The following is a 13,120-nucleotide window of genomic DNA, read 5'->3' on the forward strand; positions in this document are numbered from 1 at the left end:
GGCCGCGCCCGAACCGGCCGCGCGGTCAGGAATTCCAGGCGGTTGACCCGCTTGACCCCGCCGATGAAACCAGGGTACCACCTACTCAAACAGGGCACAAAAGAGCCGTCATGGCCGGTGCCACGTATCAAAAGAAGAAGAACCGGCCCGCGATCGGCAAACCCGGCACAAGGGCGCAGGGAGGAAGGAAACGGCATGTCCGAAGAGACGGCCATTCTCGACGTGCAGGGTGTCTCCCTGCAGTTCGGGGGCGTTCGCGCGTTGTCCGACGTGACGTTTTCCGTTGCGAAGGGCGAACTGTTCGCGATCATCGGTCCGAACGGGGCCGGCAAGACATCCATGATGAACTGCATCTCCGGCCGGTACACACCGACCGAGGGGCGCGTCATCTTCAAGGGGCGCGAGGTCACCGGCCTGAAGCCGAACCAGCGCGCCGACCTGGGCATCGGCCGCACGTTCCAGAACCTCGCCCTGTTCGGGCACATGAGCGTCCTGGACAACATCATGGTCGGGCGCCACCACCTGCTGAAGAACGGGTTCCTGCGGGGCGCGCTCTACTGGGGCCTCGCCCAGCGCGAGGAACTGGCCCACCGGCGGGATGTCGAGGACATCATCGACTTCCTGGAAATCACCCACATCCGCAAGGCGATGGCGGGCACCCTGCCCTATGGCCTGCGCAAGCGCGTGGAGCTGGCGCGCGCGATCGCGCTGAATCCCGACCTGATCCTCCTGGACGAGCCCATGGCGGGCATGAACCTGGAGGAGAAGGAGGACATGGCCCGCTTCATTATCGACCTGAACGAGGAGTGGGGCATCTCGGTCATCATGATCGAGCACGACATGGGCGTGGTGATGGACATCTCGCACCGGGTGGCCGTGCTGGACTTCGGCCAGAAGATCGCCGAGGGCCTGCCCGACGAGATCATGAACAACCCGCGGGTCAAGACCGCCTATCTGGGCGAAGACGACGGCGGCCTTGTCTTCACCGACGATGACGAGGAGGTCGCCTGATGGCCCGCAAGCGGAACCAGAAGACGACGCCGGAATTCGCGGACGTCGCCCGGTACGACACCTTCCCCAAACTGCTGGCCCACAACGCCCGCGCCTTCGGATCCGAAGTGGTGATGCGCGAGAAGGAATTCGGCATCTGGAACGAATTCACCTTCGCCGACTACCAGCACAAGGTCCGCCGCTATGCGCTCGGCCTGCGCGCCATGGGCATCGCGCGCGGCGACTGCGTGGGCCTGCTGGGCGCCAACCGGCCGGAATGGGTGTGGGGCGAAGTGGCGGCCCACGCCATCGGGGCCACCTCGCTGGGTGTCTACAAGGACGTGCTGGGCGAAGAGGCCGCCTACCTCATCACCTATGCGGGGATCACGGCGATCCTCTGCGAGGACGAGGAGCAGGTGGACAAGCTGCTGGAACTGGGCGACCAGATTCCCACGGTCCGGGTCATCGTCTATTGCGACCCGCGCGGCATGCGGAAGTACGACGATCCGCGCCTGATCTCCGAGGAGGACCTCTGCCGCAAGGGCGAGGCGCTGGATCGGGCCGAGCCCGGGCTGTACGACGCCGAGGTGGAAAAGGGCTCGGGTGAGGACGTGTCGATCCTGTGCACGACCTCCGGCACCACCAGCAAGCCGAAGCTGGCCATGCTGCAGTCCGGTCCCTTCCTGCGCCACTGCCTGGACTATCTGAATGCCGACCCGAAGTGCCCGGGCGACGATTATGTCTCGGTGCTGCCGCTGCCCTGGATCATGGAGCAGGTCTACGTCATCGGCCAGCAGTTGATCGCGCGCAACATCATCAACTTCGTCGAGGACGAGGAAACCACGATGGCCGATCTGCGGGAGATCGGCCCCACCTTCGTCCTGCTGGCCCCGCGCGTGTGGGAGAGCATCGCCGCCGAAGTGCGCGCCCGCATGATGGACAGCACGAGATTCAAGCAGCTCATGTTCAAGTGGGGCATGTCGATCGGCAAGAAAGCGGCGGCGGAGAAACGGCGCTCCTGGTTCGCGGACTTCATTTTGTTCCGGGCGCTGCGAGACCGCTACGGGTTCTCGTTCCTGACCTCGGCCGCCACCGGCGGCGCCGCCATGGGGCCGGAGACCTTCAAGTTCTTCCACGCCATGGGCGTGCCCCTGAAGCAGCTATACGGCCAGACCGAGTTGGCCGGCGCCTACACCATCCACCGCAACGACGACATCGACCCGGAGACCGTCGGCACGGCCTTCGACCAGTCCGCGCTGAGGATCGATGACCCGGACGAAGAGGGGGTGGGCGAAATCGTCGGCCGCAGCCAGGGCATGTTCCTGGGCTACTACCAGAACCAGGAGGCCACCGACGCCGACAAGCGAGACGGCTGGCTGTATACCGGCGACGCCGGCTACATCAACACGTCGAACGGTCACCTGGTGGTCATCGACCGCGTCAAGGATCTGGCCAATACCTCGGCCGGCGTGCGGTTCTCGCCGCAGTACATCGAGAACAAGCTGAAGTTCTCGGCCTTCGTCGCCGAGGCGGTCATCCTGGGCCGCGACCTGCCCTATCTGTCCGCCATGATCTGCATCCGGTGGTCGATCGTCTCCAAGTGGGCCGAGCAGAAAAACATCTCGTTCACCAACTACACCAACCTGTCGGCCCAGCCGGAGGTCTACGCGCTGCTGCGCGACGAGGTGGAGCGCGTCAACGAGACCCTGCCGGAGGCCCAGCGCATCCGGAAGTTCCTGCTGCTCTACAAGGAACTGGACCCGGACGACGGCGAACTGACCCGCACCCGCAAGGTGCGCCGGGGCGTGATCGCGGAAAAGTACGCGCGCGAGATCGAGGCGATCTACGCCGGCCGGGATGCGATCGACGTGGACACCACGATCACGTTCCAGGACGGCAGCACGGCCCGCATCCAGACCACGCTGCGGGTCGAAACCCTGCTGCCGCCGGACGATCCGGCCGGCCGACAGGCGGCGGAGTGATCGGCCGGCGGCGAACGGCCCCGGGACCGTGACGCCACGGGGCCCCGTCGGACCGCACGCTTCAGCCCGCTAAGCCCGCGGGGACGGGCCGGACGGCACGCATAAAAAGCCCGAAGCCAAAAGAAAAAGCACGGGCGCCAGGGAGGATCGGAATGGATCTGTTCTTTCAACTTCTGATCAACGGGATCATCGTCGGCACGCTGTATGGCGTGGTCGCGATGTGTTTCGTGCTGATCTACAAGTCCACGCAGGTGGTGAACTTCGCCCAGGGCGAGTTCCTGCTGATCGGGGCCTGGATTTGCTGGTACATCCTGGTCCAGTTCCAGATCCCCTTCGTGTTCGGCTTCCTGATCACCCTGGTGTTCATGGCGGGGCTCGGTATCTTCATCCAGATGGTCGTGCTGAGACCCATGATCGGCGAGCCGATCATCTCGGTCATCATGGTCACCATCGGGTTGTCCATCTTCATGCGCGCCCTGGTCAACTGGCTGTTCGGGCAGAACGCGGTGGGCTTCCCCGAAGTCTTCAGCACAAGCTCGATCAATATCGGCGGGCTCTACGTCCAGCCGGCCTATCTGATGAGCTTCGTGATCTCCATCGTCATCATGGCCGGCTTCTTCTACTTCTTCAAATACAGCCGCTACGGCCTGGCCATGCGCGCGACCGCCTTCAACCAGCAGGTCGCCCAGTCGCTGGGCATCTCGGTCAAGCAGGTGTTCGCCATGGCGTGGGCCATCTCGGCCATGGTCTCGGCCCTGGCCGGTGTGGTGGTGGGCATGGTCAACGGCGTGTCATCGGCCCTGTCCTTCATCGGCATCAAGGTCTTCCCGGCCGTCATCCTGGGCGGGCTGGATTCCATCATCGGCGCAGTCGTGGGCGGCCTGATCGTGGGCGTGCTGGAAAACATGGCCGAGTATGTGGACGGCCAGTTCCTGTACTGGGGCAACATGCTGACCATCGCGCCGTTCTGGGTGCTCATCATCATCCTGGTCATCAAGCCGTACGGTCTGTTCGGCACCAAGGATATCGAGCGCGTCTAGGATCGCGGGCAAGACGAAGGAGACCCAACGATGGCCACCATGAGCCTGCGACCCTGCGGTGACTTCCGCACCACCTACAAGCAGGACACTGTGATCTTCGACACCCGGAACAGCCGCTGGGCGATGGTGCTGTTCCTGATGGCGCTGTACGTGATGGTGCTGATCCCCGTTCTGGCGCCGGGGGTGGAAGAGGCGCCGGTCCTGAGCAGCCTGTTCGCGCCGTTCTACAACGCCCAGTACCTCAGCCTTGCCATCCAGGCCTGCTACTGGGGCATCGCCGCCCTGGGCCTGAACATCCTGGTGGGCTTTACCGGGCAGATCTCGCTGGGCCATGCCGCCTTCTTCGGCATCGGCGCCTTCGGCTCGGCCTATCTGAACAACACCTACGGCATCCCGGTGGTGCTCTCGATCCCGCTGGCCGGCCTGATTGCCGCCGCCGTCGGCCTGCTGTTCGGCAGCCCCGCGGCGCGCATCAAGGGCCTGTATCTGGCCATCGCCACCCTGGCCGCCCAGTTCATCATCGAGGATCTGTTCATCCGGCTGGACTGGTTCACGGGCGGGTCCTACGGCTCGCTCGCCAACAGCATCGAGTTGTTCGGGGTGACCTTCGACACCGACCAGAAGTTCTTTCTGTTCGCCCTGTCTCTGACCATCATCCTGTTCGTGCTGGCCGCCAACCTGATGCGCAGCCGCGACGGGCGGGCGTTCGTGGCCGTGCGGGACCACTACCTCTCGGCCGAGGTGATGGGCATCAACCTGACCAAATACCGCATCCTGTCGTTCGGCATCTCGTCGTTCTATGCCGGCATCGGCGGGGCGCTGTACGGGCACTACCTCGGCTTCGTGTCCGCCGAGGGCTTCACCATTCTCTTGTCGATCCAGTTCCTCGGCATCATCATCATCGGCGGACTGGGCTCGGTGATGGGCGCCATGCTGGGCACCATCTTCATGGTCCTGCTGCCCGAGGTCATGGCGGGCGGCGTGGACATCATCGCCTCGACCGAATGGGGCAACACGCCGATGATTACCAACGGCCTGGCCTACTTCAAGGAAATGGCCATCGGCGCGGCAATCATCCTGTTCCTCATCTTCGAGCCGGACGGTCTGGCGCACCGATGGCGCCTCATCAAGGCCTACTGGAAGCTCTATCCGTTCTCGTACTAGGCCGGCGCAAGATCGGCCGTGAACCACCAACAAGACAAACAACTGTCTTAATCGGAACCTGGAGGAAACATCCCATGCGCAAGACCTTCACCCTGGCCTGTGCCACCAGCCTGGGCATCATGGCCGCGGCCAGCACCGCGGCCCAGGCGCAGGAGTCCGTCTTCGTCGGCCACCTGATGGACATCACCGGCGCGACCGGCTTCGTGGGCAAGTTCTACGGCCCGGCCATCCGTGACTCCGTGGCCTATATCAACGCCAACGGCGGGATCGACGGCACCACCATCGAGATGGACAGCGTGGACTACGCCTACGAGGTGCCGCGCGCCATTTCGTTCTACAAGAAGTGGACCCAACAGGACATGGTCGCCATGCAGGGTTGGGGCACGGGCGACACCGAAGCGCTCATCAGCTTCGTCGCCAAGGACGAGATCCCCGTCTGGTCGGCGTCCTACTCGGGCCACCTGACCGACCCGACCGGCAAGAACCCCAACACCCAGAAGCCGGCGCCCTACAACTTCTTCTACGGCCCGTCCTACTCCGACGGCTGCCGCGCCCTGGCGCAGTGGGCGATGGAGGACTGGCAAGCCAACGGCGGCGAGGGCACGCCGAAGTTCGTCCACACCGGCGACAACCACCCCTACCCCAACGCGCCCAAGGAAGCCTGCGCGGCCTATGCCGAGGAACTGGGCTTCGAGGTGCTGAACCCGGTCGTGGTCTCGCTGAAGCCGGGCGACTTCAAGGCGCAGTGCCTGACCATCAAGGAAAACGGCGCCAACTACGCCTACATCGGCAACCTGGGTCCGTCGGTGGTCTCGCTGTTCAAGTCCTGTGACACCGTCGGCACCGACGTGCAGTTCATGGCCAACATCTGGGGCGGCGACCGCGAAACCATGGCCGCCATCGGCGACACCGACCGCAACCTGATCTTCGTTGCGGCGAACGCCTTCTGGGGCTCCGACGCGCCGGGCATGGAAACCGTGCGCGCCATCTCCGAAATGGCCGATCCCAGCGTGGAGTTCCGCACCCACCACTACATCCGCGGCATCTGCACCGCCTACTACATGAAGGAGGCGATGGAGTGGGCCAAGGCCAACGGCGGCATCACCGGCCCGAACATCAAGCAGGGCATGTACGCCAAGCAGGATTGGGTTCCGGAAGGCCTGGAAGGTGTGTGCATCCCCTCCACCTGGACCGCCGAGGACCACCGCGGCACGATGACCGTGAACATCTACCGCGGCACCAACGACGGCGGTGATGTCGGCATCGAGCGCGTCACGCAGACCACCCTGCCCCGCCGCGACGACTGGCTGGGCTGGTAGGATCGGCCGGGGACGGGGTCATGCGGCTCCGTCCCCGATCCGAAGAACGGGCCGGCGCGCCCCGCCGCGTCGTCCGCCCGGCTCGTCCCTGCCGTTCATCCTGACCTGATCGCGTCGAGGCCCTTCATGTCCGCATCCGCCGCCGCCGCCGAGACCCCCGCCGCCACGCCGGCGCGCGAACCGATCCTCTCGGTCAACAACATCGAGGTCGTCTACGACGACGTCATCCTGGTCCTGCGCGGCGTCAGCCTGGACGTGCCGGAGGGCGACATCGTCACCCTGCTGGGCCCCAACGGCGCCGGCAAGACCACCACGCTCAAGGCGATCTCCGGCCTGCTGCGCACCGAGAACGGCGAGGTCACGCGCGGCGAGGTCCGCTTCATGGGCGAGAACATCGCCAACATGGCCCCCGAGCAGATCGTCCGCAGGGGCATCTTCCAGGTGATGGAGGGCCGGCGCATCGTCGAGGACATGACGGTCATCGAGAACCTCCGCCTCGGCGCCTACACCCGCAAGGACGGCGCGGCCGCCGTCAAGCGCGACCTGGAGATGGTGCTGGACTACTTCCCCCGCCTGCGGGAGCGCACCGGCCTCGCCGGCTACCTGTCGGGCGGCGAACAGCAGATGCTCGCCATCGGCCGCGCCATGATGGCCCGGCCCAAGCTGATCCTGCTGGACGAGCCGTCCATGGGGCTGGCGCCCCTCCTGGTGAAGGAGGTGTTCCACATCGTGCGCAAGCTCAACAAGGAACTGGGCATGACCACCCTGCTGGTGGAGCAGAACGCCAAGATGGCGCTGGGGGCGGCCTCCTACGGCTACATCATGGAATCGGGCAAGGTCGTCATGGACGGCACCCAGGCCGACCTTCTGGACAACGAGGACGTCAAGGAGTTCTACCTCGGCGGCGGCGGCGAACACCGCAAGTCGTTCAAGAACCTCAAGTCCTACAAGCGCCGGAAGCGGTGGATCTAGGTTTCTCGTCGGCGCCGTCGCGCTGCCGATTGCAACAACGCCCGGGACCGGATGCTCTTGGGTGTGCCCGCACCGTTCGCATTCCGACAGGACACAGGGACCGCGCCCCATGAAGTACTTCGACGACCTGGAAACCCGCCCGGAGGCCCAGCGCCTGGAGGAGCAGTTCGCGGCCCTGCCCGGCCTGATCGCCATCGCCAAGGGCAGCGCGGCCCACTTCGGGCGCATGCTGGCGGATGTGGATCCGGATTCGGTGACCGACCCGGCCGCCCTGGCCCGTCTGCCGGTGACCCGCAAGAGCGACCTGATCCGGCTGCAGGCGGATCATCCGCCGCTCGGCGGGCTGGTCTCCGACTGGGGCAGCATCGGGCGCATCCTGCAATCGCCCGGCCCCATCAACGACCCCGAGGGGGCCCGCACCGGCTACTGGCGCCTGGGGCGCGCGCTGTTCGCGGCCGGCTTCCGGCGCGGCGACATGGTGCAGAACTGCTTTTCCTATCACTTCACGCCGGGCGGCTGGATCTTCGACGACGCCTGCCGCTCGCTGGGCTGCCCCGTCTTCCCCGCCGGGGTGGGCAACACGGAACAGCAGGTCAACGCCATGGTCGGGCTGGACGTGGCTGGCTATGTGGGCACGCCGTCGTTCCTGCGCATCATCCTGGAGAAGGCCGCCGAGATGGGCGTGGCCCTGCCCCGCCTGACCAAGGGGCTGGTCTCCGGCGAGGCGTTCCTGCCGCCGCAGCGCGCCGCCTTCCGGGATGCCGGCATCCAGGTCCATCAGTGCTACGCCACCGCCGACCTGGGCCTGATCGCCTTCGAGAGCCCGGGACCGGACGGCGCCGTGGAAGGCATGGTGGTGGACGAGGGGGTGATCGTCGAGATCGTGCGCCCCGGCACCGGCGATCCCGTGCCGCCGGGCGAGGTGGGCGAAGTGGTCGTCACCTCGTTCACGCCCGAGTATCCGCTGATCCGCTTCGCCACCGGCGACATGTCGGCCGTGCTGCCGGGCGAGAGCCCGTGCGGCCGCACCAACATGCGCATCAAGGGCTGGATGGGTCGCGCCGACCAGACCACCAAGGTCAAGGGCATGTTCGTCCACCCCGAGCAAGTGGCGGCCGTCATGAAGCGCTTCCCGGCGCTCGGGCGCGGTCGGCTGGTGGTCTCGCACGACACCCAGTCCAACGACGTCATGACCCTGCGCTGCGAGAGCGCCGAGGGGCCCGACGACGCGCTGGCCGCGCGCGTCTCGGAGGCCGTGCAGGCCGTCACCAAGCTGAAGGGCGTGATCGAGATCGTGCCGCCGGACAGCCTGCCCAACGACGGCAAGGTGATCGAGGACGTGCGCCGGTTCGATTGAGACTGGCCGACGATGAACGTGTCAGGGCCGCAACAGGGGTCCGAACCCGGATTGCCGTGCTGTGACACTGCAGGGGTCGAACCCGCCTCACGAGGTCCTTCGGTCGCCCCCGGCGACGCGTCGCGTCGCCGCAAAGGCGTGCGACCATCGGAACGATGGTCGCGGGGGCTCCCTCAGGATGACCCATTTTTGTATAGAGTTTGTCATCCTGAGCACCCTAAGGGTGCGAAGGATCTCGTGAGGGGGCACGAACCATGACACCCCTAGCATCTGGAGTCGGAACCCTGACGCTCCGCAAACGGCGAATGGCCCCGATGTGCGGGGAGCCTCCACCCGATCCGTAGTCTGTTGACCTGATCGGCGACGAACCGGGACGAGCCCGGCCGGGCGTTTACTTCGCGCGAGCCTTGGTGTCGGCGTCGGCCTCGGTGTCGGCGCTCTCCGCCGCGTCGGTGGTGGCCGCGTCCGGGTCGGCGGCGCCTGCGGTGCCGGTCAGGCGCGGCGGATCGACGGCCTCGGCGGGAGCCTTGCCGTTCGGCAGGTTCAGGTCCGGCATCTCCGCCATGCGCCGGCAATGCCCTTCCATGAAGGCGCCGGGTTCGATGGCGAGGCTTTCGTGGGTCACGTCCCCGACCATGCGGGCGGTGCTGGCCAGAAAGACCGACTTGGCGATGACCTGACCGCTCACCGTGCCGTGCATCCGCACCGTCTGGGCGCTGACCTCGCCGGTGACCGCGCCGGCGATCCCGATGATGAGCGAGGCGCACTTGATGTCGCCTTCCACCCGGCCGTCGATCTGGATTTCGCCCGCGCTGACCAGATCGCCGGTCACGGTCAGGTCGGCACTGACGATGGAGGGCACCGCCCGTTCGGGGCCGGCTTCGCTTCCCGTCCGCCGGTCCGGCTTGCGGTCGGGCACCGTCGGCGTGGTGCTCGCCGAGGGGGACGGGGCGGGTTTCTGGTTAGCCCTTGAAAACATGCTGGCCGGCCTTCATGAACTTGGCGGGGTTGCGGGCCACTCCATTGACCCGGATTTCGTAATGCAGATGGGAGCCGGTGCTGCGGCCGGAATTGCCGACGGCGGCAATGTCGTCGCCCCGGGTCACGAGATCGCCCGCCTTCACCGAGATGCTGGACAGGTGCGCGTAGCGGGTGATGATCCCCATCCCGTGGCTGATCTCAAGCGTTCGACCATACCGGCCGCGCCAGCCAGCGTAAACCACCTTTCCCGCGGCCGGCGCGATGATCTGCGTCCCGCTGGGGGCGGCGAAGTCCAGGCCCTCGTGACGGCCCAGGCGGCCATTGATCGGGTCGCGGCGCACGCCGAACCGGCTGCTGAGCCGGTAGCCCGAAATGATCGGGCGCGTCAGCGGCAGATGGTCCGTCAGGTCGCGCAGCGCGTCCAGCCGATCCACATGCGAATTCAGGCTGACGACCGTATCCTTGAACACGGGCTTGTCCAGGATGGGCAGGTCGGCGGGCACGAACGGACCACCCTGACCGTCCTGATTGACGACGAGGCTGTTCAGCAGGCTGTCCACGTCCAGCCCGACCTCGGACAGACTGTCCTCGATGTCGGCGATGCGGGTCTGGGCGACCACGCCGAAATGGTTCAGCAGAGCGGCCTGGGCGGTTTCCATCTCGATGACAAGGTCCTCAAGCGAGCCGACGCGCTGCGTCAGGGCCTTGTTCTCTTCCAGGGCCAGGTCCCGTTGCAGGACCATCTTGCGCATTTCCAGCTCGAAATCGTCGAAGCGGGCCAGAAGCTGGTGCGCCTCCGACAGCTCGGCCATGCCCTGCTCCATCTCGGCCAACTGGGCCAGCAGGGCATCGCGCGCGCGGCCGGCCTCGGCCTCCCAGCCCGCCTTCACCGGACCGGGTTCGGCCGCCTGCGGCTGGGCCTCGCCGGTGTCGGGCGCGTCGGAGTCCACGTAGCGGGCGATGACGGCGTGGTTGTTCTCCAGGCTGCGGGTGACCTCCGCCACCTGATCCCGGTACAGCGCCACTTCGGCCAGAAGCTGCTTGTAGTTGTCCTGGGCCTCGTTGACCTCGGCGGTCTTGGAGTCGATGACGGCATCCACCCAGATCACCATCGCCAGGCTGTAGGTCACGATGCCCAGCAGCACCACACCGCCGGCGGCCGCGACGGCCTGGCTCAGGCTGCCCAGCGTCCAGGCGTGATAGCCGCCGTTGTCGGCCCGGATCATGATGTGGCGTTCGGGGAAGGCCCGGCGGAGGGCCCGTTTCCAGGGGGGAAGGCTGAGCTGTTGGGGATCGTACTCCGACATGTCTCTGTGTCTTCCTCTGTCTGGTCCCGGCCCGACGATCACGCCCCGGCGGCGCGCTCCACGACCGATCTATATCCTATCGGATAGGCGCGCCCTCGCGGCGTGCCAATCGTCACAGGCCCCTGCCCCCCCTGGCCGGACAGTGTACGCCGGATGGGGTCGGGACTCACGGCACCATCTCTGACCTTCGGCATAAAAAGTCAGAGCGCCGGGACTGGGCGTGGCGCGCCCGTCCCGGGGCGACGAAGGAATATGGCTAAAATCCCCCCTTTGCAAGGCGATGGAGAAAAGTGTTTCATGCCGTATGGGTTATTCGAACCGGCTGAGGTGCCCTGGCAGCCGACCCGGGACCAAAACCCCGAATCGGCCTGGGTGAACTCGCTCGTTAATAGCTCGCTCGGGGCATGATCGCCACTTTTGCACGCACACGGGTTTCCGCCGCCATGACACCACCATCAAGCGCCCCCGCACCGGAGCCCCCCTCCGGCCCGCCTCGCCGCGTCGAGGGCATGGCCGGGTGGCTGGCCGTGTGGTTCGGCAGCGGGCTGTCCCCCTGGGCGCCGGGCACCGCCGGGTCCCTGGCCGCCCTGCCCTTCGCCTGGGGCTTCGCGTGGGCGGGTGGCCCTTGGGGCCTGCTCGCCGCCGCCCTGGTGGTGTTCGCGGTGGGACTCTGGGCCAGCACGGTCTATGCACGGAGCGTCGGCCGGGACGATCCCGGCGAGGTGGTGATCGACGAGGTGGCCGGTCAGTGGCTCGCCCTGGTGCCCGCCGGGCTTGATCCGGTGCTGTTCGGCGTCGGATTCGTCGCCTTCCGCGTTTTCGACATCGCCAAGCCCTGGCCCGTCGGCTGGCTCGACCGGATGGTGCCGGGCGGGCTCGGCATCATGGCCGACGACATGGCCGCCGGCGTCTATGCCGCCGTCGTCGTGCTGGCCGCGTCCACCATCCGGAGTCTGATCGCATGAGCCTTGTGGAAGACGACATGGTCGCGCACGCCCGCGCCCTGATCGGCCTGTGCCGGGAGCGGAACCTCACTCTGGCCACCGCCGAATCCTGTACGGGCGGCCTGCTGACCGCCAGCCTGACCGCCATTCCCGGGTCGAGCGCGGTGGTGGACCGGGGGTACGTGACCTACACCAACGCCGCCAAGACGCAGATCCTGGGCGTGGAACAGGAGCTTCTGGACACCGTGGGCGCGGTCAGCGAGGAAACGGCCGTCGCCATGGCCCTGGGCGCGCTGGCCACCAGCGGGGCCGACCTGGGCGTCTCGATCACCGGCATCGCCGGGCCCGGCGGCGCCACCGAGACCAAGCCCGTCGGGCTGGTGTATCTGGCCGCCGCCCGCATCGACGGGCTGGTGCGGCCGAAACGCTATGTGTTCGCGGGCAGCCGGGACGATGTGCGGCGCGCCAGCGTGCACGCCGCCATCGATCTGCTGGAAGAACTGATCGTGCTGCGCGGCGACGATGCGCCCGACGACGACGGCGAGCCGCTGCCCCCCACCCCAGAGGCGTGATCGCGCGCCCGCGGACCGGCAGAACCGATGGCCGCGCCGCTCCACCGCCTTGTCCAGATCATCCGGCAGCAGGTTGGTCAGCGGCGGCGACAGGGGGCTTCCCTGGGGGGCTTCCCTGGGGGGCTTCCCTGGGGGGCTTCCCTGGGGGGCTTCCCTGGGGGGGCGCCCTGGAGGTGGGGCCATCCGAGTCACACGTCTTCAGGGAGAGCGCTGGATGATCGGACAGCGCCGGCGGATCATTCACCACCAAGACACGAAGAACACCAAGAGCGCGGCTCCAGCAATTCTCAGGATGGAGGGAGAACACCGGTTGCGGCCGGTGCCGGCCTGTTCTCCTCCCCCCTTCGGGGGGAGGTTGGGAGGGGGGCGCGTTCATTTCCGCACGGACCCCACTTGCCGCATCAACCCCACGAGCCTTTTTTCAACCCCACCCCAGCCCTCCCCTATCCAGGGGAGGGAGTCCGGTTCGCGCCTGGACCTCCCAGCAGGACC

General features: G+C 66.8%; 11 protein-coding genes. 9 read left to right on the top strand and 2 right to left on the bottom strand.

What is annotated here, in order from left to right; all coding sequences use genetic code 11:
- Positions 1-195 precede the first annotated feature (195 nt).
- The 7 genes from GHC57_RS13545 (at position 196) to GHC57_RS13575 (ending at position 8,824) form a co-directional block, all read left to right on the top strand.
- Complete coding sequence (locus GHC57_RS13545; RefSeq protein WP_153345132.1) at positions 196-1,011, top strand: ABC transporter ATP-binding protein; 816 nt, start codon at positions 196-198, stop codon at positions 1,009-1,011.
- A complete protein-coding gene (locus tag GHC57_RS13550; RefSeq protein ID WP_153345134.1) occupies positions 1,011-2,972 on the top strand; it encodes a long-chain fatty acid--CoA ligase in 1,962 nt (653 codons plus the stop codon). The genes GHC57_RS13545 and GHC57_RS13550 overlap by 1 nt, the downstream gene beginning before the upstream one ends.
- Before the next feature lie 152 nt (positions 2,973-3,124).
- Entirely contained in the window at positions 3,125-4,012 is an 888-nt protein-coding gene (locus GHC57_RS13555) for a branched-chain amino acid ABC transporter permease (protein WP_153345136.1), read from the top strand.
- 30 nt (positions 4,013-4,042) lie between these two features.
- Entirely contained in the window at positions 4,043-5,176 is a 1,134-nt protein-coding gene (locus GHC57_RS13560; RefSeq protein WP_153345138.1) for a branched-chain amino acid ABC transporter permease, read from the top strand.
- 74 nt (positions 5,177-5,250) lie between these two features.
- Positions 5,251-6,495 (top strand): ABC transporter substrate-binding protein, encoded by a 1,245-nt coding sequence (locus GHC57_RS13565; protein ID WP_153345140.1) that lies wholly within the window; start codon positions 5,251-5,253, stop codon positions 6,493-6,495.
- Between the two features lie 126 nt (positions 6,496-6,621).
- Positions 6,622-7,467 carry an ABC transporter ATP-binding protein gene (locus tag GHC57_RS13570; RefSeq protein WP_153345142.1) on the top strand — a complete coding sequence of 282 codons (846 nt, stop codon included), beginning with the start codon at positions 6,622-6,624 and terminating at the stop codon, positions 7,465-7,467.
- A 109-nt stretch (positions 7,468-7,576) separates the two neighbouring features.
- Entirely contained in the window at positions 7,577-8,824 is a 1,248-nt protein-coding gene (locus GHC57_RS13575) for a phenylacetate--CoA ligase family protein (RefSeq protein ID WP_153345144.1), read from the top strand.
- A 391-nt stretch (positions 8,825-9,215) separates the two neighbouring features.
- On the opposite strand, the gene GHC57_RS13580 is transcribed toward GHC57_RS13575, so the two are convergent.
- Complete coding sequence (locus GHC57_RS13580) at positions 9,216-9,803, bottom strand: bactofilin family protein (protein ID WP_153345146.1); 588 nt, start codon at positions 9,801-9,803, stop codon at positions 9,216-9,218.
- On the bottom strand, positions 9,787-11,112 hold the full coding sequence (locus GHC57_RS20040) for a M23 family metallopeptidase (protein WP_153345148.1): 1,326 nt from the start codon (positions 11,110-11,112) through the stop codon (positions 9,787-9,789). Before GHC57_RS20040 ends, GHC57_RS13580 begins: the two co-directional genes overlap by 17 nt.
- Before the next feature lie 443 nt (positions 11,113-11,555).
- On the opposite strand from GHC57_RS20040, the gene GHC57_RS13590 reads away from it, so the two are divergent.
- Positions 11,556-12,077, top strand: coding sequence for a phosphatidylglycerophosphatase A family protein (locus GHC57_RS13590; protein ID WP_153345150.1), 522 nt, complete (start codon positions 11,556-11,558; stop codon positions 12,075-12,077).
- The gene (locus GHC57_RS13595) at positions 12,074-12,628 is read left to right on the top strand and encodes a CinA family protein (protein ID WP_211369198.1); all 555 of its coding nucleotides are present in this window, start codon (positions 12,074-12,076) and stop codon (positions 12,626-12,628) included. Before GHC57_RS13590 ends, GHC57_RS13595 begins: the two co-directional genes overlap by 4 nt.
- The last annotated feature ends 492 nt before the right edge of the window (positions 12,629-13,120 follow it).

The organism is Roseospira navarrensis (assembly GCF_009601025.1).
In the GTDB taxonomy this organism is placed as follows: domain Bacteria; phylum Pseudomonadota; class Alphaproteobacteria; order Rhodospirillales; family Rhodospirillaceae; genus Rhodospira; species Rhodospira navarrensis.